This is a genomic window from Streptomyces sp. NPDC103540 (genome assembly GCF_055584445.1).
Genome location: NZ_JBVJMA010000034.1, coordinates 1 through 23,647 on the forward strand (window position 1 = coordinate 1; position 23,647 = coordinate 23,647).

21 protein-coding genes are annotated in these 23,647 nt (G+C 73.6%); 12 read left to right on the forward strand and 9 right to left on the reverse strand.

Annotated features, from left to right (window positions below):
* The coding region (locus ACZ6ZI_RS39710; protein ID WP_469529903.1) for a phosphatidylserine decarboxylase at positions 1-126 on the forward strand (126 nt) is incomplete at its 5' end.
* A 62-nt stretch (positions 127-188) separates the two neighbouring features.
* Here the strand turns inward: ACZ6ZI_RS39710 and ACZ6ZI_RS39715 are convergent.
* Positions 189-704 (reverse strand): NUDIX hydrolase, encoded by a 516-nt coding sequence (locus ACZ6ZI_RS39715; protein ID WP_469529867.1) that lies wholly within the window; start codon positions 702-704, stop codon positions 189-191.
* A gap of 189 nt (positions 705-893) precedes the next feature.
* On the opposite strand from ACZ6ZI_RS39715, the gene ACZ6ZI_RS39720 reads away from it, so the two are divergent.
* The gene (locus tag ACZ6ZI_RS39720) at positions 894-2,519 is read left to right on the forward strand and encodes an MFS transporter (RefSeq protein WP_469529869.1); all 1,626 of its coding nucleotides are present in this window, start codon (positions 894-896) and stop codon (positions 2,517-2,519) included.
* A 90-nt stretch (positions 2,520-2,609) separates the two neighbouring features.
* Here ACZ6ZI_RS39720 and ACZ6ZI_RS39725 read toward each other — a convergent pair whose 3' ends face one another.
* On the reverse strand, positions 2,610-3,227 hold the full coding sequence (locus ACZ6ZI_RS39725; RefSeq protein WP_469529872.1) for a DUF3995 domain-containing protein: 618 nt from the start codon (positions 3,225-3,227) through the stop codon (positions 2,610-2,612).
* A 191-nt stretch (positions 3,228-3,418) separates the two neighbouring features.
* On the opposite strand from ACZ6ZI_RS39725, the gene ACZ6ZI_RS39730 reads away from it, so the two are divergent.
* Positions 3,419-4,156: a carbonic anhydrase gene (locus tag ACZ6ZI_RS39730; protein ID WP_469529874.1), complete on the forward strand. Its 738-nt coding sequence runs from the start codon at positions 3,419-3,421 to the stop codon at positions 4,154-4,156.
* Positions 4,157-4,171: 15 nt separating this feature from the next.
* On the opposite strand, the gene ACZ6ZI_RS39735 is transcribed toward ACZ6ZI_RS39730, so the two are convergent.
* On the reverse strand, positions 4,172-5,095 hold the full coding sequence (locus ACZ6ZI_RS39735) for a LysR family transcriptional regulator (RefSeq protein ID WP_469529876.1): 924 nt from the start codon (positions 5,093-5,095) through the stop codon (positions 4,172-4,174).
* A gap of 148 nt (positions 5,096-5,243) precedes the next feature.
* On the opposite strand from ACZ6ZI_RS39735, the gene ACZ6ZI_RS39740 reads away from it, so the two are divergent.
* From ACZ6ZI_RS39740 to ACZ6ZI_RS39750, 3 genes are all read left to right on the forward strand, one after another.
* Positions 5,244-5,867, forward strand: a complete 624-nt coding sequence (locus tag ACZ6ZI_RS39740; protein ID WP_469529905.1) for a maleylpyruvate isomerase family mycothiol-dependent enzyme — start codon at positions 5,244-5,246, stop codon at positions 5,865-5,867.
* Positions 5,868-5,981: 114 nt separating this feature from the next.
* The gene (locus tag ACZ6ZI_RS39745; RefSeq protein ID WP_469529878.1) at positions 5,982-6,398 is read left to right on the forward strand and encodes a hypothetical protein; all 417 of its coding nucleotides are present in this window, start codon (positions 5,982-5,984) and stop codon (positions 6,396-6,398) included.
* A gap of 125 nt (positions 6,399-6,523) precedes the next feature.
* The gene (locus ACZ6ZI_RS39750; protein ID WP_469529881.1) at positions 6,524-7,297 is read left to right on the forward strand and encodes a glycosyltransferase family 2 protein; all 774 of its coding nucleotides are present in this window, start codon (positions 6,524-6,526) and stop codon (positions 7,295-7,297) included.
* 383 nt (positions 7,298-7,680) lie between these two features.
* Here the strand turns inward: ACZ6ZI_RS39750 and ACZ6ZI_RS39755 are convergent, their stop codons facing one another.
* Positions 7,681-8,022 carry a HopJ type III effector protein gene (locus ACZ6ZI_RS39755; protein WP_469529883.1) on the reverse strand — a complete coding sequence of 114 codons (342 nt, stop codon included), beginning with the start codon at positions 8,020-8,022 and terminating at the stop codon, positions 7,681-7,683.
* 183 nt (positions 8,023-8,205) lie between these two features.
* On the opposite strand from ACZ6ZI_RS39755, the gene ligA reads away from it, so the two are divergent.
* Complete coding sequence (ligA, locus tag ACZ6ZI_RS39760; RefSeq protein ID WP_469529907.1) at positions 8,206-10,293, forward strand: NAD-dependent DNA ligase LigA; 2,088 nt, start codon at positions 8,206-8,208, stop codon at positions 10,291-10,293.
* A gap of 76 nt (positions 10,294-10,369) precedes the next feature.
* Positions 10,370-11,944 (forward strand): hypothetical protein, encoded by a 1,575-nt coding sequence (locus ACZ6ZI_RS39765; protein WP_469529885.1) that lies wholly within the window; start codon positions 10,370-10,372, stop codon positions 11,942-11,944.
* Here the strand turns inward: ACZ6ZI_RS39765 and ACZ6ZI_RS39770 are convergent.
* From ACZ6ZI_RS39770 to ACZ6ZI_RS39780, 3 genes are all read right to left on the reverse strand, one after another.
* Positions 11,914-12,105, reverse strand: a complete 192-nt coding sequence (locus ACZ6ZI_RS39770) for a hypothetical protein (protein ID WP_469529888.1) — start codon at positions 12,103-12,105, stop codon at positions 11,914-11,916. The two genes, ACZ6ZI_RS39765 and ACZ6ZI_RS39770, sit on opposite strands and share 31 nt — an antisense overlap.
* A gap of 148 nt (positions 12,106-12,253) precedes the next feature.
* Positions 12,254-12,829: a dihydrofolate reductase family protein gene (locus ACZ6ZI_RS39775; RefSeq protein ID WP_469529890.1), complete on the reverse strand. Its 576-nt coding sequence runs from the start codon at positions 12,827-12,829 to the stop codon at positions 12,254-12,256.
* 212 nt (positions 12,830-13,041) lie between these two features.
* On the reverse strand, positions 13,042-14,112 hold the full coding sequence (locus ACZ6ZI_RS39780; protein ID WP_469529892.1) for a PI-PLC domain-containing protein: 1,071 nt from the start codon (positions 14,110-14,112) through the stop codon (positions 13,042-13,044).
* A 136-nt stretch (positions 14,113-14,248) separates the two neighbouring features.
* On the opposite strand from ACZ6ZI_RS39780, the gene ACZ6ZI_RS39785 reads away from it, so the two are divergent.
* Both ACZ6ZI_RS39785 and ACZ6ZI_RS39790 read left to right on the forward strand, forming a co-directional pair.
* A complete protein-coding gene (locus ACZ6ZI_RS39785; RefSeq protein WP_469529894.1) occupies positions 14,249-14,998 on the forward strand; it encodes an ArsR/SmtB family transcription factor in 750 nt (249 codons plus the stop codon).
* Positions 14,995-16,371: an MFS transporter gene (locus ACZ6ZI_RS39790; RefSeq protein ID WP_469529896.1), complete on the forward strand. Its 1,377-nt coding sequence runs from the start codon at positions 14,995-14,997 to the stop codon at positions 16,369-16,371. The genes ACZ6ZI_RS39785 and ACZ6ZI_RS39790 overlap by 4 nt, the downstream gene beginning before the upstream one ends.
* On the opposite strand, the gene ACZ6ZI_RS39795 is transcribed toward ACZ6ZI_RS39790, so the two are convergent.
* Positions 16,332-17,273 carry a helix-turn-helix transcriptional regulator gene (locus tag ACZ6ZI_RS39795; RefSeq protein WP_469529897.1) on the reverse strand — a complete coding sequence of 314 codons (942 nt, stop codon included), beginning with the start codon at positions 17,271-17,273 and terminating at the stop codon, positions 16,332-16,334. The two genes, ACZ6ZI_RS39790 and ACZ6ZI_RS39795, sit on opposite strands and share 40 nt — an antisense overlap.
* Before the next feature lie 678 nt (positions 17,274-17,951).
* Positions 17,952-18,914, reverse strand: a complete 963-nt coding sequence (locus ACZ6ZI_RS39800; RefSeq protein WP_469529899.1) for a helix-turn-helix transcriptional regulator — start codon at positions 18,912-18,914, stop codon at positions 17,952-17,954.
* Between the two features lie 491 nt (positions 18,915-19,405).
* Here ACZ6ZI_RS39800 and ACZ6ZI_RS39805 point away from each other — a divergent pair, with 491 nt between their 5' ends.
* Positions 19,406-21,868, forward strand: coding sequence for a DUF7507 domain-containing protein (locus ACZ6ZI_RS39805; RefSeq protein WP_469529900.1), 2,463 nt, complete (start codon positions 19,406-19,408; stop codon positions 21,866-21,868).
* Between the two features lie 146 nt (positions 21,869-22,014).
* Positions 22,015-23,445, forward strand: coding sequence for a hypothetical protein (locus ACZ6ZI_RS39810; protein ID WP_469529901.1), 1,431 nt, complete (start codon positions 22,015-22,017; stop codon positions 23,443-23,445).
* Positions 23,446-23,647 lie beyond the last annotated feature (202 nt).

Below are 23,647 nucleotides of genomic sequence, written 5' to 3' on the forward strand. Positions count from 1 at the left end.
CGCATCGGCCTGATCCGCTTCGGCTCCCGCGTCGACATCTACCTCCCCGAGGGCGTCGAGGTCGCGGTCGAGGTCGGTCAGACCACCACCGCGGGCGTCACCCGGATCGACCGCGACGACGCGTGATCCACCCCGGGGCGCCGAAGGGGCCGCTCCCCTTCGGCGTCCCGGAGTTCGCGGCCGGTGGGTCACTCCGGCCGGCGGACGGCGTCGTAGAGGCGCCCCAACAGGGCTCCCTGGCCGGACTGGAGGACGTGCGCCGCCTCCAGCGGGATCCAGAAGCATTCGAAGCGGGTCGGTTCCCGCTCGCCGTCGTGTTCCTCCCGGCTCGCCCACCGCTCGGGGGCGGGCCCGGTGAGCTCCAGGTGGTACACGTGCCGGTGCTGGACCTCGAAGCGGTACGGGCTGATGTCGTACTCGCTCTCGCCGAGCTTGCGCACGATCCCGAAGCCCGGCAGGCCGGTCTCCTCGCGCGCCTCGCGCAGCACGGCGGCCTCCGGGGTCTCACCGGGGCGTATCCCGCCCGCGGGGACCTGGATGCCGACCTCCTCGTAGGAGTGGTCGACGTGCCGGAACACCAGGAGCCGGCCGTCGCGGACGACGTAGGCGAGGACCTTCTCCCGCGTGACCTTCTGGATCTTCTCGACCTTCTCGACCTTCTCGACCTTCTCGACCTTCTCGACCTTCTCGGTCTTCTCGGGCACGGAAGCGACCTCCCCTTGATGTCGGGAGGGGAGTCTAGGACCCAACTCGGCCTCGGTGCTGTGTGGTTCAGCGGTACGCCAGACCCCGCACGGGTGGCGTTCCGCGGGGTGGGGTGCCGTGCGCCGATCGGATGAGGTGTGCGGTGGGGTGCGGACGCGCCGGGCGGGTTTGCCGGCACGATCCCGCCCATGGCATCACGGGCAGGCTCCGTAGAGAGCGCGCCGGCGGCGCGGGTCGTCCTGCTGACGCTCTCGGCCGGTCAGTTCCTGATGGCGCTCGACAGCTCGGTCATGAACGTCTCGATCGCGACCGTCGCCGAGGACGTGGGGACCACCGTCTCCGGCATCCAGGGCGCGATCACCGCCTACACGCTCGTGATGGCGATGTTCATGATCCCCGGCGGCAAGGTCGGGGCGCTGATCGGCCGCAAACGCGCCTTCCTGCTCGGCTGTTGCGTCTACGGCGCGGGCTCCCTCACCACGGCGCTCGCACCGAACCTCCCGGTGCTGCTGCTCGGCTGGGCCCTCCTCGAAGGCATCGGGGCCGCGCTCATCCTGCCCGCGATCGTGGCGCTGGTGGCCGGCAACTTCCCCGCCGAACGCCGACCCGCCGCCTACGGACTCGTCGCGGCGGCCGGAGCCGTGGCCATCGCGGTGGGGCCGCTCGTCGGCGGCGTCGCGACGACGTACTTCTCCTGGCGGTGGGTCTTCGCCGGGGAGGTGCTGGTGGTGCTCGCCATCCTCCTGCTCGCCCGCCGCGTCGCCGACGCCCCGGTCGCCGAACGCAGCCCCGTCGACCTCGTCGGCGTCGTGCTCTCCGCACTCGGACTCGGGCTCTTCGTCTACGGCGTCCTCCGCTCCGACCAGTGGGGCTGGTTCCGGCCGAAGCCCGACGCGCCCTCGTGGCTCGGGATCTCGATGGTCGTCTGGCTGGTGCTGGCCGGCCTGCTGCTGATCTGGTTCTTCCTGCGCTGGGAGGCGTACCTCGCGCAGCGGCGCCGGGAGCCGCTCGTCGACCCGGAGCTGCTGCGCAACCGGCAGCTCACCGGCGGGCTGACCATGTTCTTCTTCCAGTACCTGGTGCAGATGGGCGTGTTCTTCGTCGTCCCGCTCTACCTGTCGGTCGCCCTCGGCCTGTCCGCGCTCCAGACCGGCGCCCGCCTCCTGCCGCTGTCCGTGACCCTGCTGGCGGCCGCCGTCCTGATCCCCCGCCTCCTTCCGGACGTCTCGCCGCGACGGGTGGTGCGGCTCGGGGTGCTCGCCCTGCTCGCGGGGGCGGTGGCGCTCATGGCGGCCCTGGATGTCGGCGCCGGCGCGGAGGTCGTCACCGTCCCGCTGCTGCTGATCGGTCTCGGTATGGGAGCGTTGGCTTCGCAGCTCGGGGCGGTCACCGTGTCCGCCGTACCGGAGGAGAAGAGCGGGGAGGTCGGCGGCGTCCAGAACGCCGTCACCAACCTCGGCGCCTCGATCGGTACGGCACTCGCCGGATCCATCATGATCGCCGCGCTGGCCGGCTCCTTCCTGGCCGGCATCGAGCAGAATCCGGCGGTCCCGGACAGCGTCAAGAGCCAGGCGACCACGAACCTCCAGAGCGGGGCGCCGTTCCTGTCGGACGCGCAGCTGGAGGTGGCCCTCGACGAAGCCGGCACGAGCGACGAGGTGACCCGCGCCGCGCTGGACGCGAACGCCGCGGCGCGACTCGACGGCCTGCGGGCCGCCCTGGCCATCCTCGCCCTCACGGCCCTGCTGGCGATGTTCTTCACCCACCGCATCCCGACCACCCAACCGGGATCGACCGAGCCCCCGGGCCGATGAAGTCATATGGTGTGGCGTGGCCTGACGTGACGTGACGTGACGTGACGTGATGTGACGTGGCCTTGCCGGCCCGTCCGGGCGGTCGTCACCTCACCCGATGCCGGTGACGACCGAGGCCGACGACAGGATCAGCGCGCCCAGGGCCCCCGCCCAGCCGTAGCGCCTCACCTCGCGGCGGCCGTCGTGCCGGCGGACGTAGTGCACGGTGGCGGCGGCGAAGGCCAGGCCACCGGCGACGAACCACGGCCCCCACAGGTAGAGGTACCAGCGGGTCAACCCGGCCAGATCGGGTGCCACCGCGCGCGCCCCCGCCTCGACCAGCACCCCGTGGAACACGAACTGGCACCCGTGCCAGACGAGCAGCACGGCCGCGCCCCCGCCGCAGAACACCAGGAACCGACCGGCCCACGTGCCGCGACGGCGCGTCAGGCCGATGCCGATCAGCGCGCCGAGGAGCTTCAGGAGCCCGGTCAGCCACAGGACGGCCAGGAACCACGTCACCCGGTCGTGCGCGAGCTCCACCAGCGCCGGCGCCACCGTGGACCGCACGCCGAAGGTGCCGCCCGACGCCCAGACGAAGCTGGGCAGCGCGAACAGGATCCCCCATGCCGCGGCGGCGAACCCGAGCCACCGGCCCCGATGGGGACGGGGCGCCCGGGGAGGGGCGGGACGTACTGCGTCGTTCGGTGCTGCGTAGTCGGTGGTCACCACTCCACGGTCGTCGAACCCCGGCGACGGAACGTCGTCCGGGCGAACGATCACCCTCCCCCGCGTGGGGGAGCGCCGGGCGCGGGCGCGTGTACCCGTACATCCTGTTTGTCCAAGATTTCCTCAAGGTCGGGGCCCTCCTGACGGGGCGTACCCGCGGGCCGGCCGCGATGCGCCTACCTTGTCGCCGTATGACACCTCGTGCTGCGGGTTCGGTCCCGGTCGGGCGGCGCCGGTTGGTTCGGACGGGGCTGGCGGGTGCGGCGGCGGTTGCCGCGGGAGCCGTCTCGGGTCCCGCCGCGCCCTCGCTCACCACCGGGGCGGCCGGGGCGGGGGCCAGGAGGCCCGACAGTCCCCAGTCGGCGCTGCGGGCGCTGGGGGCGGGGAACGCGCGCTGGCGGACGTACCACGAATCCCATCCGGACCGGACGCGGACGGTGCGGCGGACCCTGGTGTCCGGCCAGCACCCCTTCGCGGTGGTGTTGGGCTGCGTGGACTCCAGGGTCCCGCCGGAGTTGGTCTTCGACCAGGGCCTGGGGGACCTCCTGACGGTCCGTTCGGCGGGCTCGGTGCTGGACGAGGCGATCCTGGCGAGCATCACGTTCGGGGTCCTGGAGCTGGCCATCCCGCTCGTCGTCGTCCTCGGCCACCAGTCGTGCGGAGCCGTCAACGCCGCCGTGCACTCGGCGCAGGCCGGCGAACGGCTGCCCGGGCACATGCAGTACCTGGCCGACCAGATCCGTCCGGCGATCGACCACACCCTGAGCGGCGCGGCCCGCGTGGACGCCGCCGTCACCGCGAACGTACGGCTGGTCCGGGACCGCCTGGCCGCCGAGCCCGACCTCGCGCCGAGGATCGCGGCGGGCACCCTGGACGTGGTCGCGGCCCGGTACGAACTGACCGACCAGCGGGTCCGCCGGATCCTCTGAGGGGCCGGAGCCCCGTCAGCCGTTCCCCGGCGGGGTGAGGGTGGTGCGCAGCAGGTCCAGCAGGAGGGTGGCCGCGGGGCTCATCGGGCCGTCGGCGCGCCAGGCCAGGGCGACCCGGCCGCGGAGCCCCGGCTCGGTGATGGCCAGCGTCCGCAGGCCGAAGGCCGACGCCGCGCCCGCGGGGAGGGCCGGTACGACCGCCACGCCCAGGCCCCGGGCGGCGAGTTGGGCCAGGAACCGCGGGGCGGCCGCCTCGAAGGCGATGCGGGGCTGGAACCCCGCCGCGGCGCACGCGCGGTCGAGGACCCCGCGGATGCCCGTGCCGCGCGGCAGGCTGATCAGCGGGTGCTCCCGGAGCTCGGCCAACGCGATGCTCGTGCGCTCCGCGGGCGCGAGCGTGGTGTCGTCCGCGGCGACGGCCGCGACCAGGGGTTCGTCGACGAGGACCCGCACGGCGATCCCGGGCGGGGGTTCCTCGTCCGCGAGGCCGATCAGGGCGAGGTCGAGGTCCCCTCGGCGCAGCGCCGTGAGCATCCGTTCCGAGTTGTCCTCGGACAGGGTGATCTCCACCCGGGGGTGGTCCCGGTGGAAGCCGGCCAGGACGGCCGCCAGGTCGAACCGGTGGGCCGCCTCGGCCGCGCCCGAGACGAGGCCGAGGGTGACGTGCCCGCGCAGCAGTCCGGTGAACTCGTCCGCGGTCTGGCGTACGGCCTCGACGGCGGTGATCGCGGCCCGCGCGTACGGCAGGACGGCCTCGCCGACCTCCGTCAGGGTCACGGATCCGCCGGAGCGGTCGAGCAGCGGGTGCCCGAGTTCCCTTTCGAGCTGACGGACCTGGGCGCTCACGCCGGGCTGCGCCAGGCGCAGCCGGGCGGCGGCGCGGGTGAAGTTGGCTTCCTCCGCGACGGTGACGAAGTACCGCAGCTGCCGAATGTCCATAACGGGGAATGCTAGCGGCGAGACGTGCAAACTCTTGGACTTATGGCCGGTCTGTCGAGAGCCTGGGGCCATGGAGAACACGACGCACCGCAGGCCGACGGCGGCGACCAAGGCGGGGACGAAGGCGGGGACCAAGGCGGCGACCAGGATGGCGATCAGGGCGGCTATCGCGGCCGAGCGCCGGGAGTTGGCGGCCGTGCTGGACGGCCTGTCGAGCGAGCAGTGGAACGCGCCGACCCTGTGCGGAGGATGGCGGGTGAAGGAGGTCGCGGCCCACATGTCCCTCGGCTTCCGGTACACGCGCTCCAGGATCGCGCGGGAGCTGATCGCGGCGCGCGGCAGTCTCCACCGGATGACCGACCGGTGCGCCCGCAGGGACGCGGCCGGCCATGCGCCGCGCGAGCTCGCCGCGTTCCTGGCCGACCACGCGGACCACCCCTGGAAGCCCCCGGTCGGCGGGATCGCGGCGGCCCTGGGCCACGACGTGATCCACGGCCTGGACATCACCGTCGCCCTGGGCCTGGACCGCCGCGTCCCCGAGGACCGCCTGCGCGTCCTCCTGGAGGGGGTCGACGCCCGGACCGTCAGGTTCTTCGGCGCCGACCTGGCCGGCATCGCCCTGCGCGCCGACGACCTCGACTGGTCCTTCGGCACCGGAACGCCCCTGTCCGGAGCCGCGCAGGACCTCCTCCTCGTCGCCTACGGCCGACGGCTCCCCCCGGGCCACCTCCACGGCGCCCCGGCCGACCGCTACCTCGCCGCGCGGGCCTGAGGCGAACCCTCGCCGCCGTCCGGACGGAGACAGTCCCACCCCCGAGTGTGATTTTTGAGCGCGTTCAAATAGGGTGTGATCATCGGTTCGGGCGTCTGGTGTGGGGTGGGGTCTGTGAGGATGCGTACGGGGTTCAGGCGGGGGAGGGCGCGCGGGCGTTGGCTCGGCGCCGTACTGGTCGCCTCCGCCGTGCTCACCTCGGGGTGCGCGGCGTTCGCGATCGACCCGGGCGAGCTGCCGGGCGTGTACCGCGACGAGAAGACCGGCGGGGAGGTCCGGCTCGGCTCCGACGGAAGGTTCTCCGCCACGGACGTCACGCCGTACCGGGGCTCCGGGCCCACCGACTTCAGCGGGAGGTGGGAGTTCACGGACAACACCGCGTCCGATGACTTCGTCTTCCTGACGGTCGACGACGGTGGGCTCGGGAACATCGGCGCGATCCAGCTCTACACCCTCTGGCGGGGCCAGGTCGAGTTCCGGGAGCCGGACGAGCCGGCGATCATGGTGCTCAAGAAGGTCCCCGCGTCGTAGGCGCCGCCCCGCCCGAAGGTGCCCCGAGCGGGCGGCGCGTGCGGTGTGCGGCGTCCCGCGTAGCCTGGGCCGCCGACGACGACTTTCACGACGACTCCGACCGGAGTCGGGAAAGGAGCACCGCTGTGCCCCTCGTTTCCGTGGTGATGCCGGTGTACAACGCGGCGGCCACGCTCGGGCCCGCCGTACGGTCGGTGCTCGCGCAGACCCACACCGACGTCGAACTGCTGATCACGGACGACGGTTCCTCGGACGGTTCGATGGATCTGCTGAGGGAGTTGGCCCGCCGGGACGAGCGGGTCCTGCCGGAGGCGGCGGCCCGGCAGGGCGGCGCCGCGCGCGCCCGCAACCTGGCCATCGAGCGGGCCCGGGGTGACTACGTCGCCTTCCTGGACAGCGACGACATGTGGCTGCCGACGAAGCTGGAGAAGCAACTCGCCTTCGCAGCGACGGCCGGGACGCCCCTCACGTTCACCTCGTACTACAAGATGGACGCCCTGTACGAGGGCGAGGCCGCCGACTTCGTGCCCAACGGGCGCGTGGTGTGGGCACCGGAGCGCGTGGACTACCGCGCGATGCTGGTCCAGGACCACATCGGCGCCCTGACCGCCATGTACGACCGCCGGGTGGTCGGGACGAGGCTGATGCCGGACATGCCCAAGCGGCAGGACTACGCGCTCTGGCTGTCGATCATGCGGGACGGGACCGTGGCGCGGGCGCTGCGGGAACCGCTGGCCGTGTACCGGGCGCAGCGGCCCGGCTCGCTCTCGTCGAACAAGCTGTCGCTGATCCCGTACAACTGGAACCTCTACCGCCGGCACGAGCATCTCTCGCTGTTCCGGTCGGCCCGGGCCCTGAGCGGGGCGGCCTGGCACTCGATGAGGAAGTCGCGGATCTAGGGCTTTCCTCCCGCCCACCCCGCTTCGGCATCATCCGGTCACGCACTCCACCGGGGGCACCGGGCCGTAGTACCCGAGGGGTACGCCCGCACCCGCCGATGATCAACTGCCGATCCAAGGCGAACGGTGACACGTAGTCACCGGGTCGGCAAGCCTTCCCGGGCCCTCCGGCGCTCCGTCCCGCTGCGGAAAGCCGCAGCTCGAACCGCGAGCCGTCGAGACGGGGCATCCGACCGCTCGACCGCGCGGCCGGGATTCCCGCGGCGACCACGCTCGGCAGGACGGACTCGGCCGGCACCGGGTCCGATTCCCGGCAGTGCCGCTTCCCGGGTCTCCGCCGGCGGTCGACCGGTCGCCACACCTTCCGCCGTCGGCGCCGCCGTTCAGCCCTTGGGGGTCAGCGGCTGCCCCGCGAAGGTCACGCCCGCCAGGCCGTGGGCCATGAGGTTGCGGATGTTGCCGTGGTCGGTGTCGTTCGGCGTCGCCAACACACCGCGGTAGTACTCGCCGAACGCCAGCAGCGCCTCCTCGTCGCTCAACCCCTCCAGCAGGGCCAGACCCAGCGTCTTGCAGGAACCCTCGTTCGTGCCCGCGGCGTTCTCCAGCTCGCCGTTGCGGAACGCCTGCGGCCGGTACTCGTAGTGCGCGGCGACGAAGGCCAAGGTGTCGGCGAACGCGTGCTCACCCGACGCGAGGCTCGCCCGCAGCGCGTTCAGATCGGTCATGTCGGCTCCCCAGGGTTGGACGGACGGCCGATCGCCGTCCGTGACCGGACGACGATACCCCCCGCGCGGGCTCCGGCAGGCATCGCGCCACATGCCGGAACGGGCGGCGTCTTCGCAGGTCACAGCATGCGCCCACGCGACCGGCCGGGTCGGGCGGGGACGTTGTCAGTGCCGGGCCGCATGATGACCTTCATGACCGAAAACAGTGCCCTCCTCACTCCCGCCGCCTACGTCGAGGCCGTGACCACCGCCGTCGCGGCGTCGGCCGCGTACTACGGCGACGGAACCACCCCGCTCGGCGACGACGAGTACGACGGGCTGCTGCGCGCCATCGCGGCCTACGAGGAGACCCACCCGGACGAGGTGCTCGCCGAGTCGCCGACCGGGAAGGTGGCCGGCGGGGCCGTGCAGGGCGACGTACCGCACTCGGTGCCGATGCTCTCCCTCGACAACGTCTTCGACGCCGACGAGCTCGCCGAATGGGCCGCCGGACTGGAACGCCGCCTCGGGCACCCCGTGGCCGGCTGGTGCGTCGAGCCGAAGCTCGACGGCCTCGCGGTGGCCGCCCGCTACCGGGCCGGTCGCCTCGTCCAGCTCCTCACCCGCGGCGACGGCCTGGCCGGCGAGGACATCACCCACGCCGCCGACGCCGTCCTCGGTCTGCCGTCCGTCCTCACCGAGCCGATCGACGTCGAGCTGCGCGGCGAGGTGCTGCTGACGACCGCGCAGTTCGAGGAGGCCAACCGGATCCGGCTCGCCCACGAGGCCACGCCCTTCGCGCACCCGCGCAGCGGAGCGGCCGGCACCCTGCGGGCCAAGGACCGCCCCTACCGGATCGAGTTGACCCTCTTCGCCTACAGCGCGATCGGCCTCGACGACGACCTCGGCCACGTCGCCCTGCTGGAGAGGCTGGCCGCGCTCGGCGCGAACACGGCCACCACCACGGCCGCCGCGCCGATGAGGTGCGAGACCGTGGAGCAGGTACAGGAACGCATCGACGTGATCGCCGGCCTGCGCGGGGACCTGCCGTTCGGGATCGACGGGGTCGTCGTCAAGGCCGACACGGCCGAGGACCAGCGGCAGGCCGGCAACGGCTCGCGCGCCCCGAGATGGGCCGTCGCAAGGAAACTGGCCGCCGAACACAAGGTGACGCGCCTGCTGGCGGTGGAGTGGAACGTCGGCCGGACCGGGATCATCGCCCCCCGCGCCGTCCTGGAGCCCGTGGTCATCGACGGCGTGACGGTCACGTACGCCACGCTCCACAACCCGTCCGACATCACCCGCCGCGGGCTCATGATCGGCGACCAGGTGTTCGTGTACCGCGCCGGCGACGTGATCCCCCGGGTCGAGGCACCGCTGGTCGACCAGCGCACCGGCGCCGAGAGCCCGATCCTCTTCCCCGAGGCGTGCCCCCGCTGCGGCGACGCGATCGACACCAGCGAGCAGCGGTGGCGGTGCGTGCGCGGCCGGAGCTGCCAGGCGGTGGCCTCGGTGATCTACGCGGCCGGCCGCGACCAGCTCGACATCGAGGGCCTCGGCGGCACGCGCGCGATCCAGCTCGTGGAGGCCGGCCTGGTCAAGGACGTCGCCGACCTGTTCACCCTGACCCGCGAACAGCTCCTCGGCCTGGAAAGGATGGGCGAGACCAGCGCCGCCAACCTCCTCGCCGCCATCGAGACCGCCCGCGGGGCCGCGCTGAGCCGCGTGTTCTGCGCCCTCGGCGTCCGCGGCACCGGGCGTACGATGTCCCGCCGGATCGCCGCCCACTTCGGCTCGATGGCCGCGATCCGGGCCGCCGACGCGGACACCCTGGCCGGGGTCGACGGCATCGGCTCCGAGAAGGCCCGCGTCATCGAGGCCGAACTCCTCGAACTCGCCCCGCTCCTCGACAGGCTCCAGGCCCAGCGCGTCGGCATCCAGGTCACCGAGCCGCGGAAGCCCGCCCCGGCCGCCACCGAAGCGGAGGGGGCGGACGGCACGGAGGGCGCGGACGGCGGACAGGCCCCGGCGGGCGGCCCGCTGGCCGGGCAGGCCGTCGTGGTGACCGGCTCCATGACCGGCCCCCTCGCGGTCCTGTCCCGCAACGAGATGAACGAGCTGATCGAGCGCGCCGGCGGAAAGGCGTCCTCGTCGGTGTCCAAGCGCACCACCCTGGTGGTGGCGGGCGAGAAGGCCGGCTCCAAGCGCGCCAAGGCCGAGGAACTGGGCATCCGCGTCCTCGACCCGGAGGAGTTCGCCGCCCTCGTCGCCGATCTCCTGCCCACCGCGTAGGCGCGGGGCGCCCGTCCGGCCATCGGGCCCCTCCGCGGGGCCCGGTCCGGGCGGCGGGAGCCGGCACGATGATCCGATGCACGAATCCCCGTACGCGGCGTGGCTGCGCGGCATCGCCCTCAACCCGGCAGCGCCCTCCGACGTGTTGGTGCGCCTGCTGGGCCCCGAGGCCGGCCCGGCCGCACTGTTGATGTGCGAGGGACGCGACCTTCCGGACGACGTCGTCGACCTCGCCCTCCGCCATCCCGCGCGAGCCGTCCGCCGCGCCCTCGCCGGCAACCGGTACGTCGACCCCTCGCGGCTCGCGCCCCTGGCGAGCGACCCGTCCGGGATCGTCCGCGCGCGGCTCGCCGGCGGCCCCCGCCCCCGCCCCCGACGGGTCCGACCCCTGCCGGACGACATCCTCGTCACCCTCCTGACCGCCCGGGACGGGGGCGAGGACCGCATGCTCACCGAGCACGAGATCGCCCAGGAACTCGACTTCTCCCGCCAGATCCCCGCCTCCTTCCACCGCTCCATGGCCGACCACGAGCACCCCCGGCTCCGCGTCCGCGCCACCTGGAACTGGCGGTCGCTCACTCCCGCACAGCGCGAGGCCCTGCTCGACGACCCCGACCCCGCCGTACGCGAAGCGGCCCGGGAGAGCGTGTGGGAGCTGGACCCGGCAGGGGTGGAGGCCAAGCTGCCCACCTTCGGCGCGCACGGCAGGTCGCACGCGCTCGGCGCGTACCCCCTGTCACCCGCCGTCGTCGAGCAGTGCCTCGCCGCCGACGAGGTGTACCCGCTGACCTGGAACCGGCACACGCCGGCCGACGCGCTGGCCCGGCTCGCCCGCCATCCCGAGGCCGGGGTCCGCGCGCGGGTCGCCGCCCGGCCCGACCTGGCACCGGAGCTGGTGGCGAGGCTGGAGGAGGACCCGGACGCGTCCGTGCGGACGCGTCCGGGTCTGCACCCCTTCCCCCGCACCTGGGCGGAGTACGGGGCGATCGAGCGGATCATCGGGCACGGTCCGGACTGCACCTGCCCGATCACGGAGCCGGAACCGCAAACAGACCCGGAGCGGGACCCGGAGCGAAACCCGGACCCGGAACGGTCCACCGCACCGTCGCCCGCGTGGTTCGCCGCCTGCGCGGTGTCGAAGGAGCCGGTCCTGCGCCGGGTGGCGGCGGCCTGGCCCGGCCTGCCCGCGGAACTCGTCGACGCGCTCGCGCACGACGAGGACGAGGAGGTACGGATCCGCCTCGCCTGCCACCACCCCCTGGCCCCGCCCCACCTCCTGCTGGACGTGTTCGTCACCCGCCCGGCGCACCGCCCGCACCTGCTGACACTGCCCGCGTTCCCCCGTACCGGACGCGTCCACCTCCTCGATCACCCGGACCCCGAGGTGCGCGCGCTGGCCGCGGCCGATCCGGCGCTGTCCCGGCCCCCGGTGGAGGACCCGGACGCGTCGGTGTCCAGGGCCGCCGCCGCCCATCCGAACCTGACGCCGGAAGCCCTGGACACCCTTCTCACCCGCCCCCGTACCGCCGAGGGCGCGGCCGCCAATCCCTCCCTCCCCGCCGCCCGCATGCACGAACTCCTCGACCTCTGCCCGGACGGCGCCGTACCTCCCGCGCCCGGCTACGGGGCGGGGTGTCGCACGGGCGCGTGAGTGGTGGACGGAGTGAGGCAGCCGTGGGCGCACAGTTGGCCGCAGGCGCCGCCTCGCAGCATGATGTCGGCCGGCGTTCGCCAGCCGGGAAGCGCGGTCAGGGCGAGCAGGCCGGAGTCCCGGACCGTCGCGCCGGTGGTGTCCGTGGTGGCGGTGTTCATGGTGCCTCCTTCGGAGGATCGGATCGGGCTCCCTCCAGGACACCACCCGGTGGCCGCGTCGGCTGTCCTGCGTGTGGACGATCGGCCGGAGGACGTACGGGGCCGCGCGCCCGGGGCTCGGTCGCTCCCCGCGCGCGGCCCCGGCCGGCTACGCCGGGGCGGTGGGGGCCGCGGGCTCGTAGGTGAGGACCACGACGCCGGTGTCCATCGGCGTGGTGCCGGTGTGCCGCAGGCGCCGCAGTGAGCCCTGCGCGCCCGCGGTGCCGGCGCCGCCACCGGCCCCGGTGCCCGCGATGACCGGGTGCACCCAGAAGTGGACCTCGTCGAGGAGGCCGTGCGTCAGCAGGTTCTCGGCGACGGGGCCGAAGCCGTACAGGAGGATGTCCCCGCCCGGCCGCTCCTTGAGCCGGGCGATCTCCTCGGCGGCGCGGTCCCGGGGGATGATCGTGGTGTCGCCCCAGTCGCCGCCCTCCAGGGTGTCGGAGACCACGTACTTGGCGATCTCGTTCATGCGGTCCGAGAACGCGTCCGCCCCGGCGCGCTCCGACCACGCGGCGGCGAAGTTCACGTACGTCTCGCGGCCCATCAGCAGCGCGTCGGCGGCGAACAGCAGTCGGTGCGCGTAGCGCTCCAGGTCATCGCTCCAGTACTCGAAGGACCACTGGTCGATCCGCTCGGTGTCGCCGTCGAGGGAGACGTACGTGGAGTTGACGGTCTTTCGCATGGTGTTGCGGCTCCTCACCACCGGACGGAGCCCGGGCGGCGTGCCCGGGCTCCGTACCCATCGCTTCGTTGAGGAGAGACGGTACGTATCGTTTCATGGATCGGCAACGAACCCGGGGCGCCGCGGCGGCTCCACCGCAGCTCAGCGCCCGGAAATCGGCGCAATGGGCCTGCGTCTCAACGCAACGACGGCCCGGGCGGCGGCGGGGTGCCTCACGGGCGGGAGTTGAGTTCCCCGACGATGGAGGCGGGGGTGTGGCCGCTGCCGTCGGACAGGCGGTGGAAGTCGACGGAGACGAAGTTCGGGTCGCGCCCGCCGCTCGCCGTCCGGCACTGCCCCGCGACGCGGTCGCGCAGCTTGGCGCCGTTGTCGAGGGCGGCGGTGAGCACGGTGGGTACGTTGCGGTGGTGGCTCATCGTGAACAGCCTCCGGAATCCGGGCTCCTGCCGGTCCAGAGGCACGTCGGGCCAGCGGGTGACGCACGCGAGGTCGTTGCCCAGGTCGCCGAGGCTCCAGTAATTGCTCACCGTCCAGGACCTGTCGTACATGACGCCCAGGTGTTCGCGGTCGGACCGGTCCGAGAAGACGAGCAGGCGTTCGCCGGTGGTGACGAGGTCGGCCACCTTCGGCCAGCCCCGCTGCCGGACGTCCCACTGGTCCGGCCGGAACAGCAGCCCGTCGAGCCCGCGGACCTTGTCCAGGGACCGCCGGAGTTGCTCGGCGTCGACGTAGTCCTCCAGGAAGACGGTCACCACCTCCTGCGGATGCGCGGTCAGGAAGTCCACCACGGTCTGCAGGGTGCCGTGGAAGGACTGCCGCGGCAGCGCGTACGTCGCCCCGGCGAAGGTCTTGCAGTCGCCGTGGCACAGGTACACGTCGCTCGGGTAGCAGTCGCTGCCGAAGCTGATGACGCACAGCCAGGTGCTGCGCTCGTACCAGTGCGTGTCCAGGCTCAGGCCGCGGACGCCGCCTTCGAGCTGGGCGCGCACCGACTCGGACTGGTTGACCGAACTCCAGCGGGAGTCCTCGTAGTTGGTGAAGGAGTTGTGGGTGGTGAGGAAGGAGACCTCGTCGAGGCGGCGATCACCCCAGCGGGCGGTGGTCTCGGCCGTCGGCGGGGCGGCGGGGGAGGGGGCGGGGGGCGTGGCCGCGGCGGCGCCCGGTGCGCCGAGGAGGGTCAACAGGAGGAGGCAGAGCAGGAGTCGCAGGCCGGCTCTTCGCGCCGGTGAGGTGCGGGTACGTGCGCGGCCCGCGCCCCTGAAGGGCGTGTCCATGTCAATCATGGCGGGGAGGGTAGCGCGCGCCGGGACCGGGCGCCTCCCCGTGGACGGCATCGGCCGAATCCCGCCGTCGGACTTGCCAAAGAAAACTCTGCAAAAAGAGTTTTGGAAACCTTCCCGGGCGCCCTAACCTCCCTCCATGGCCGGAGAAGAACACACACGGGTCCTTGACCCCGAGCGCGATGCCGCGGCCCTGAAGGCCCTCACGCATCCCCTGCGCATCAGGCTCCTCGGACTCCTGCGCGAGGACGGCCCGGCGACCGCGAGCGAACTCGCCGCCAGGACCGCGGAGTCCTCCGCCTCCACCAGCTACCACCTGCGGGTCCTGGCCAGGTACGCGTTCGTCGCCGAGGCCGAGCACCGCGACGGACGGGAGCGCCGCTGGCGGGCGGTGCACGCCACGACCTCCTGGAGCAACAGCGCGATGGAGGCCTCCCCCGACAGCCGGGTCCGGGCCTTCGTCAACTTCACCCGCGAGGCCCAGGTCGAGCACCTGCGCGCGTCGCTGCTGCGGCACGAGGCGGACACCGCCGCCGGGCGGCTGGACCCGAGCTGGCGGGAACCGGCCGGGATCAGCGACCTGATGCCCCGCCTCACCCCCGAGTCGCTCACCGAACTCTGGGACACGATCGAGCGGAAGCTGGAGGAACTGACCCGACGGGACGAGGGCGATCCCCGCGCCGCGCGGGTGGTGTTCGTCGCCGCCGGGCTGCCGCTCGCCCCCCACGACCCCGACGAGCGGCTGGCCGCGCAGGCCGACGCGCAGGCCGACGCCCGGGCCGACGCGCGGCCCGGCGCCCAGGCCGGCGAGCAGCCCGACGTCCACCCCGACCAGCCGGTCCCGTACGCCCCCGACCCGTCGCCGACGGACACCGGGGCGGCGCCGTGACCAGGCCGCCGGATCCCCTCACCGCACGACGCCGCTACGCGACGGCCTGCGCCCTCTACTGGCTCCCCCTGGGCCTGGCCGTCACCCCCCTCGTCCTCCTCTTCACCGAACGCGGCATCCCCCTCCCCGCCATCGCCGGCTTCTTCGTCGCCCACTCCCTCACCGCCGCCGCCCTGGAACTGCCCACCGGCGGCCTCTCCGACGTGGTCGGCCGTCGCCCCGTCCTGGCCGCGGCCGGACTGCTGAACCTGGCCGCCTTCACCCTCCAGGGCCTCGGCACCGCACCCTGGGTCCTCACCCTCGGCATGGCCCTCATGGGCGCCGCGCGCGCCCTGTCCAGCGGGCCCACCGAGGCCTGGTACGTCGACACCGTCCAGGCGCACTCCGGCCCCGAGACCGACCTGCGCACCGGGCTCGCCCGCGGCGGCGCCGCCGCCTCCGCCGCCCTCGCCGTCGGAACCCTCCTCGGCGGCGCCCTCCCCTGGCTGCTCGCCCGGACCCCCGGACTCGGCGCCGGCCCGGGCCCGGTGACGTGGGGCCCGGTGATCCCGCTGGCCGTCCCGCCCCTGGCGGCCGCCGTGATCGAGATCGCCTTCGTGCTCTACGTCCTCACCGCCCTGCCCGAGCCGCCCCGGCCGCCCCGCCCGGCCGACACACCGCCCTCCGTACTGCGAGGCATCCCCGCCACCGTCGCCGAAGGACTGCGCCTCGGCGGACGCGACGCCCTCGTCCGCCGCGTGCTGCTCGGCGCGGCGGCCGCCGGCAGCGCGCTGGCCACGATCGAGCTGCTGACACCCGGCCGGGCCGCGGCGCTCACGGGCGCACCGGAATCGGGGGCGATGCTCTTCGCCGCACTCGCCTGCGCCGGCTTCGTCTGCTCGGCCGTCGGAAGCCAACTCGCGCCCCGCGCCGCCCGTCTCGCGGGCGGCGGCGAGCGCGCGGTGCTGCTGGGCCTCGGCACCGGCGCGGGCGGCCTGCTCCTGCTCGCCGTGGGAGCGGGCACCGACCTGACGGGCCCTGCCCCGTCGGTCCTCGCGGCCGTCGGCTACGGACTGGTGTACCTCGGTCTCGGTACGGCGGGCCCCAACGAGAACGACCTCCTGCACCGTCGCGTCCCCGCCTCGGCCCGCGCCACCGCCCTGTCCGTCCAGTCCCTCGCCCTGCAACTGACCGGCGCGCTCACCGGGATGGCCGCCGGCGGCATGACACCGGGTCCCCTGCCGTGGCTGCCGGCCCTCGCCGCACTGGTCGCCGCGGCGCTCCTGTGGGGGATCCGTCGCCGCGGGACCGCCCCTCCCGACCCGGCCGGGCCCGCCCCGCAACGGAGCGCGGATCAGCGGCGATTGAGGGTGACGGACGGCGGGACGTCGTAGGCCTGCCGGTAGAGCGCCGAGAAGCGGCCCGGGTGCGAGAACCCCCACCGCGCGGCGACCTGCGCCACCGTCACCGGGCCCGGCTCCGCCGAGACGAGGTCCGCGTGGGCGCAGGCCAGCCGCGCCGTGCGCAGATAGGCCAGCGGCGTCGTCCCGGCGTGCCGGGCGAAGGCGTACTGGACGGCCCGCGGGGTGACCTTGGCCGCCCGCGCGATGTCCGCGATGCCGATCGCCCGGTCGGCGTTCTCCTCGATGAACCGCACCGCCCGCTGCCACGTCCCCGCGTGCGCGGACCTCGTCTCCGTGATCGAGAGTTCCTCCTCGCCCGCGCGACGGGGGAAGGAGTCCAGGACGATCGCCGCGAGGTGCTCCGCGGCGGTCCGCATCACCAGCGCGCTGTCCCAGGCCTGCGACCCCGGCGACTCCGCCACGGAACCCAGGTAGGAGACGGCCATGGAGAGGCGGTCCTCGGCGGCGCGGGAGACCGCGCGGAATCCGCTCACGGGGCAGGGGGAGCCCTCCTCGGTCCCCGCCACCCGGTGGAGGACGGAGGGGTGGAGGAGGACGGCGGTGTGACCGGACTGCGCGGCGCGGCCCCGGTAGGGCTGCCCGGGCAGACCGGGGATCATGACGTTGCCCGGCCCGCAGGTGTCCGCCACACCGGATTCCCGCAGGACCGTGACCGTTCCCCGATGGACGCTCAGCAGGCAGAGGTGGTCGAGGGGTTCCGCGTCGAACGAGAAGCCGTACCGGAAGTCGAGGGTGTCCACGCTGATCTGGGGGGAGACCCGTCGGACGATGACGGTCGCGGGATCCTCGACGTCTCCGCAGACCCGCACGGGGGCGTAGTGGGCCGACAGGAACTCCTCCGCGGCCCCAAGGCTCCGGCTCTCGAAGCACACCCTTCTCAACCATGCCTCCGTTTCGGTCCTGGACGGCGCACCGGGTGTCGGGGACTCGGCCTCGGGGGACTCGCCCTCGGGACGCCGCAGGCAGATTCTGACCGAGGGACCGGAGCGTCACCGACGGCCGACGCGGTCACGGCCCCGATGTCGTGGACACCTGGACGGAAAACGAAGGGACCGGCACGCGAACGGCGCGCTGCCGCCGCCCGCCGCGTCCACGCGGTGCTCCGGACGGGGGAACCGTCGGCTCGTGGAGGGACACATCGCGAAGGTCCCCCTGTCGGACGAGCGTCCGGCGGACGACGGGCGCCGCTCCGCAGCGAGTTCCCGGAACGCGTGGAACGGGACGAAACGCCATGGCGCGGATTCGCTCCGGGCCATCTGTACCGCGAGCGAAGGAGGAGTTCGCGGCACTTGTTCGTTTTCCGGCCGGAGGCGGTCCCGTGAGACCGATCCACAGAGGATCGAGAATGTGGAAATCCGGATTCCGATGTCCTGTTCCACTCGATCTTTCAAAGGCGTGACCGTGTTCAGAGTGTTTCCAGGGTGGTGAATGCCGCTTCCTCTGTATGTCCGCGGGCGTGGGGGCACCACATGCTCACCGACGGCGGATGGGCCAACGGCCAGGCCCTCTTCCTCAACGGCGGACACACCACCCGCTGACCCGAGGGGGCGTCACCAGAACCGCAGGGTCGTCGCCGGATCGACCCCGTACGCGGCCCGGTACGCGGCGGCGAACCGGCCCGGGTTCGAGAACCCCCACCGGGCGGCGATCCCTTTGACCGACTCGCCCCCGCCGGGTTCCGCGGCCTTGAGGTCGGCGTGGGCGCGTGCCAGACGCACGCGGCGCAGGTACCCGTACGGCGAACAGTCCCCGTGACGGGAGAACGCGTACTGGAGCGCCCGCGGGGTGACCCGCGCGGCCCGGGCGATGTCGCCGAGCCCCACCCCCCGGTGGGCGTTCTCCTCGATGAACCGCACCGCCCGCTCCCACGTCCCGCGGTTGCCGTCCCGGGTGTCGGTCAGGGCCGGCTCCGCCTCCAGGACGTCGTTGGGGAACGCCGTCAGCAGGGCGTGGGCGAGGACCTGGCTCGCCGACGTGACCATCAACGGCGACTGTCGGGCCAGGGGATTGGCGAGCACCCCGTCCCGCAGGTAGAGCAGCGCCGCCCGGACGAGCTGCGCCGCGGCGGGTGAACGCGGCCGGTGCGCGGTGAAGCGCACCCCCCTTTCGGCCTCGGCGGCGCCGGCCGGAGCGGTGTCGCGCAGCAGCACGGGGTCCAGGACGATCCCCGTCGACTCCATCCTCCTGACCGTGCCCGTGCAGGGCCCCGAGCCGGGGGGCAGGAAGGCGATGTCGCCCCCGCAGTAGGTCTCCTTCCCGGATCCATTCCGGTACGTCACCGTTCCGGAGTGGATCAACGCGGCCAGCACGCCGTCCATCGTGTCGAAGTCGAACGAGAACGAGCACGCGTACCGGGCCTCGTCGAGGACCAGGACCCCGGAGCTGACGCGCGAGATGCGCGTCGCCGCGCCCGAGTCCGACGCCTCCCGGGACTCCAGGCGGGCCCGGGAGAATCCCGCGCGTGCGAGGAAGCTCTCGATGTCGCCGTCGGAGCGCGAGATGAGCTGTTCCATGTCGACCTGACCTGACCTGACCTCACCCGACCCGGTGCGCGGGTGTGCGGGTGCGCGGGTGTGCGTGTGTCCTGTGGTGTGCGCGCACGAGCGTCGCGGCGGGTGGCGTGGCTACGGGCCGGTACGCGCCCGTGTTCACCCGATCGGGCCCCTGCGGTCCGGGTCCGGGGGCCTGTCGCCCGGGGGCGGGATATCCATTTCGCGCAGAGGTGACGGCCGCCTCTTTCGTATTTCGTCCCCGCGCCTATTCCTCCCCTCCGATTTCTTCCGTCATTCTCTCCGGCCCTCGGTGGACGGCTTCGTTTCGGTGCGAAACCGGTTTTCCTCGGTCGATGCTCCGTTGTTGGCCGATCGAATGCTTTTACAGGCGTGTCGAGGGTGGGATTTTCCAGATTTCTGTATAAATCTTCCCGACCCGTACGGCCGCCCCCGGAGAGTACGGGCGACCGGCGGGATGTCGGCGATCCACTCATCAGGAACCGGAGTAGTAGATGGCTCAGGACCGAGGGTCGGGCATGCGGCGGGCGCTGGTGAGCGCCGCTGTCGCACTGGTGCTCGCGACGACGGGCACGGGGACGGCGATGGGGGCCGCGGCACCCACCGGGGCGCCCCGCCAGGCGACCGGAACGAAGGCGCCCCAATCGAAGGCGGCGGAATCGGGTCCGGGCGCGTCCCGCGCGGTCTGCCCGCCCGGCCCCCTGTGGGCCAACGCCGGCGGGTCGGTGCAGCGGCTCTTCCAGTACGACACGTCCGGCAACCAGCTGTCGACGGCCCCGCTCGCGCGGAACTACGGCGACATCGCGTTCAGCGCCGACGGCTCCACCCTGTACGGCGTCAACTTCCCCGGCAACGGCGGCAGCAACCTGTACTCGATCAACCCGGTGACCGGGGCGGAGACCGCCACCGTGGCGATCACCGGCCCGATCGCCACCCTCGGCGGGGACGACGGGGCGGCGATCAACGCGCTGTCGGCACGTGCGGACGGCACACTGCTCGCGGGTTCCTTCGCGACGCGGCAGATCTTCGTGATCGACCCGGTGACGGGGGTGAGCAGCAACTTCACGGCCTCCTTCCCGGCCGGCTGGGTGTCCGCGGGCGACTTCCTCGCCCTGGACGACGGCGACGTCCTCGCCTTCGGCACGGCCGAGGGGTCCGCGGCCGGCACGCCGTCGGGCGTGTTCCGCATCCACCCGGACAACTCCGTCACCCAGATCGGCACGATGCCGCAGGTCTTCGGCGCGGCCCAGTCCGGGAACCTGCCCTTCGGGTTCGGCTCGAACGGTGACATCTACCAGCTGACCAGCCTGCCCACCGCCGCGTCCACGGACCCCCTGCCGTACACCACCATCGCCTCCCCGGGCGTCGGCTACTACGGCGCCACCGGAGCCCAGGACGCCGGCGAATGCCCGCAACCCGCCTACACGGTGGCCAAGTCGGCCTCCACCGCGGGGCCGGTGGGCGAGGGCGACACCATCACCTACACCGTCAACGTCACCAACACCGGCACGGTCGTGGCCAACGGCGACTTCACCGACGACCTCTCCGACGTCTTCGACGACGCCACCCTGGTCCCGGGTTCGGTCACCGCGAGCTCCGGCAGCGCCACGATCTCCGGCGACGACCTGAACTGGACCGGGGTCCTGCTCGGCGGCGGCACCGCCACCATCACCTACCAGGTCAAGGTCAACACCCCGGCCACCAGTGACTTCGGCCTGACCAACACGGTCACCCCGACCTCCGAGGGTGGCTCCTGCGCCACCGCGACCGGGTGCACCGTCGACATCCCCGTCAGCGGCGCCTCCCGCGGCATCACGATCGTCAAGAAGGCCGACGAGGACGCATTCACCGCGTCCGGGCAGCAGATCCACTACGGCTACCTGGTCACCAACACCGGCACCGTGCCCGTCTCCTCGCTGACGGTCTCCGACCACGGCCCCGGCACTCCCCAGGTCACCTGCCCCGTCACCACCCTCGCCCCGGGCGCCTCCACCACCTGCACCGCCACGCACACGACCACCGCCGCCGACGTCACCGCCGGGAAGGTCGTCAACACCGCCACCGGCAACGGCACCACCCCCGGCGGGGTGCCCGTCACCGCCGACAGCAACACGGTGACCGTGCCCTACGCGGCCGTGAAGGTCGTCAAGTCCGCCCTGGAGCAGAGCTTCTCCGGCGCCGGACAGACGCTCCACTACAGCTTCACCGTCACCAACACCGGCCAGACCACGCTCAACGACCTCGACGTCACCGACGACGGCCCCGGCAGCCCCGACCCCGAGGTGACCTGCCCCGTCGACACCCTGGCCCCGGGCACGTCGACCGTCTGCACCGCCACCCACACCACCACCGCGGCCGACGTGACCGCGGGCCACGTCAGCGACGTCGCCAAGGCCACCGCCACCACCCCGGGCGACACCCCGGTCACCGGCACCAGCAACGTCGTGGACGTCCCGGCCGTGGGCACCGAGCCGAAGCTGAAGGTGGAGAAGGACGTCGAGGAGACCGCGTTCTCCGCCGCCGGCCAGCTCCTGCACTACACCTTCACCGTCACCAACGTCGGCACCGTCCCGGTCTCCGGGATCACCGTCACCGACATCGGCCCCGGCGACCCGCGGGTCACCTGCCCCGCCACCACCCTGGCACCGGGCCAGTCGACGATCTGCACCGCGACCTACCGGACCACCGAGGCCGACGTCAGGGCCGGGAGGATCAGCGACGTCGCCAAGGTCACCGGCACCGGGCCCAACGGACAGCCGGCCGACGCCACCAGCAACACGGTGACCATCGTCTCCTGCGCCCCCTGCAAGGACCACGACCACGGCGGCTGTGACGGCGACCACCCCGAGGGCAAGCCCCACAAGCCCGGCAAGGGCGGCAAGCCCCACAAGGGCGGCAAGCCCGGCCGGGACGACGACCACGGCCACGGACCGCGGAGCGCCGGCACCACCCGCTGACCCGTCCGACCCCTGACGGTACGGGGCACCCCTGGCGGTGCCCCGTACCGCGCCCGCCGACCTCGCGGGAGCGCCCGCCCACGGGGCCCGCGCGAGGAGCCGCGGGCAGCCGCGAGAAGCCGCGAGAAGCCGCGAGAAGAGGAGACATGTCCCGAAGGCAGATGTACGCAGTGATGGTGGTCGCGTTCGTCACCGGAACGATGGCCGCCCCGATGGCTCCCGCGTTCGCCGACGCCGCCACCATGCGCTTCGACCAGCCGTACGTGCCGCTCATCCAGCCGGGCCAATCGGGCCAGGCCACCATCGTCGGAACGAACGGAGCGGGCGCCGCTCCCGTCTCGGCGTTCCGCGTGACGGCACCCGACCAGACGACGTTCTCCGCGAACCAGTACTACGTCGACGGCGTGGCCGGCTCCATGCCCTGCTCGCTGTCGAATGCCAACCGGCTGCTGACCTGCACCGCTCCGGTCGGTAACGAACCCGTCTTCCCGGAGAACGTGAGCACCCGACTCTCGGTGCCGCTGACGGTCGACGCCGGAGCCCCGAACGGGGTGACGCTGGAGAACGGCACATGGGCCATCGACTCCGGATACCCGGCCTCGCCGGTGTCCTTCGCGGTGGCCACCCCGGTGCCGGGCCCTCCGGGCCAGGACGGTGCGCCGGGCCCGAAGGGCGACGACGGCGTGCCCGGCGACCAGGGCCCACAGGGCGTGCCGGGGCCCTCCGGCTCGGACGGGCTTCCGGGCCTGCCCGGCAACCCGGGCAAGGACGGCCTGCCGGGTCTCCCGGGCAAGGACGGCCTGCCCGGCAACCCGGGCCAGGACGGTGCGCCGGGCCCCCGAGGCCCGTCCGGGGCGGACGGGGTGCCGGGGGAGAAGGGCGACACCGGAGCACCCGGTGTGAACGGTACGGACGGCCTGCCCGGCAACCCGGGCCAGGACGGCGCCCCCGGTCCCCGGGGCCCGTCCGGCGCGGACGGCGCGGACGGCGCGGACGGCCTGCCGGGAATCCCCGGCCCGCCCGGCCCGGTGGGTCCGCCCGGCAGCGACGGCGCGCCGGGCCCCCAGGGAGACGACGGCGCGCCCGGCATGCCCGGGGCGGACGGGGTGCCGGGGGAGAAGGGCGACACCGGAGCACCCGGTGTGAACGGCAAGGACGGCCTCCCCGGCCTCCCCGGCCAGGACGGCGCCCCCGGCCCCCAAGGCCCGGCCGGTGAGAACGGCACCCCCGGCACCCCGGGCGCGACCGGAGCGCCGGGACCCACCGGGGCCCCCGGCCCGGCCGGCCCCAAGGGCGAGCCCGGAACCTGCGACTGCTCGAAGGACCACCACGGCGGCAAGGGCAAGGTGGTCTCGAAGCACCCGCTGACCATCCGGTCCGGTCCCTCCACCGGGCACAGGTCGCTCGGCAGCCTCCAGCCGAGCACCATGGTCGCCCTCCAGTGCAAGGCGAAGGGCGAGAAGGTCGGCGACAACGCCCTCTGGTACCGGCTCGCCGGCGACCGCGGCTGGGTACCCGCCCGGTACGTCGTGGACAAGTCCCCCGTCCCGTACTGCTCCAAGCCCGGCCCGGCCTGACCGGCCCGGCCCGACCGGCCTGACCCGCCCCGAACAGCGGGGTGGTCCGCCACGGACGCACACCGTGGCGGACCACCCCCCGGGCCCCCCCCCCCCCCCCCCCCCCGGGCCCCCCACCCCCCCCCACCCCCCCCCCCCCCCCCCCCCCCCCCCCCCCCCCCCCCCCCCCCCCCGCCCCGGGCGCGGCCCCCCCCCCCGGGCC

Coding starts and splice junctions, on each gene's coding strand:
- ACZ6ZI_RS39765 (WP_469529885.1), top strand. CDS start 10,370: ATGCACGAATCCCCGTACGCGGCGTGGCTGCGCGGCATCGCCCTCAAC.
- ACZ6ZI_RS39800 (WP_469529899.1), bottom strand. CDS start 18,914: ATGGAACAGCTCATCTCGCGCTCCGACGGCGACATCGAGAGCTTCCTC.
- ACZ6ZI_RS39720 (WP_469529869.1), top strand. CDS start 894: ATGGCATCACGGGCAGGCTCCGTAGAGAGCGCGCCGGCGGCGCGGGTC.
- ACZ6ZI_RS39735 (WP_469529876.1), bottom strand. CDS start 5,095: ATGGACATTCGGCAGCTGCGGTACTTCGTCACCGTCGCGGAGGAAGCC.
- ligA (WP_469529907.1), top strand. CDS start 8,206: ATGACCTTCATGACCGAAAACAGTGCCCTCCTCACTCCCGCCGCCTAC.
- ACZ6ZI_RS39810 (WP_469529901.1), top strand. CDS start 22,015: ATGTCCCGAAGGCAGATGTACGCAGTGATGGTGGTCGCGTTCGTCACC.
- ACZ6ZI_RS39775 (WP_469529890.1), bottom strand. CDS start 12,829: ATGCGAAAGACCGTCAACTCCACGTACGTCTCCCTCGACGGCGACACC.
- ACZ6ZI_RS39780 (WP_469529892.1), bottom strand. CDS start 14,112: ATGATTGACATGGACACGCCCTTCAGGGGCGCGGGCCGCGCACGTACC.
- ACZ6ZI_RS39730 (WP_469529874.1), top strand. CDS start 3,419: ATGACACCTCGTGCTGCGGGTTCGGTCCCGGTCGGGCGGCGCCGGTTG.
- ACZ6ZI_RS39805 (WP_469529900.1), top strand. CDS start 19,406: ATGGCTCAGGACCGAGGGTCGGGCATGCGGCGGGCGCTGGTGAGCGCC.
- ACZ6ZI_RS39785 (WP_469529894.1), top strand. CDS start 14,249: ATGGCCGGAGAAGAACACACACGGGTCCTTGACCCCGAGCGCGATGCC.
- ACZ6ZI_RS39770 (WP_469529888.1), bottom strand. CDS start 12,105: ATGAACACCGCCACCACGGACACCACCGGCGCGACGGTCCGGGACTCC.
- ACZ6ZI_RS39755 (WP_469529883.1), bottom strand. CDS start 8,022: ATGACCGATCTGAACGCGCTGCGGGCGAGCCTCGCGTCGGGTGAGCAC.
- ACZ6ZI_RS39740 (WP_469529905.1), top strand. CDS start 5,244: ATGGCGATCAGGGCGGCTATCGCGGCCGAGCGCCGGGAGTTGGCGGCC.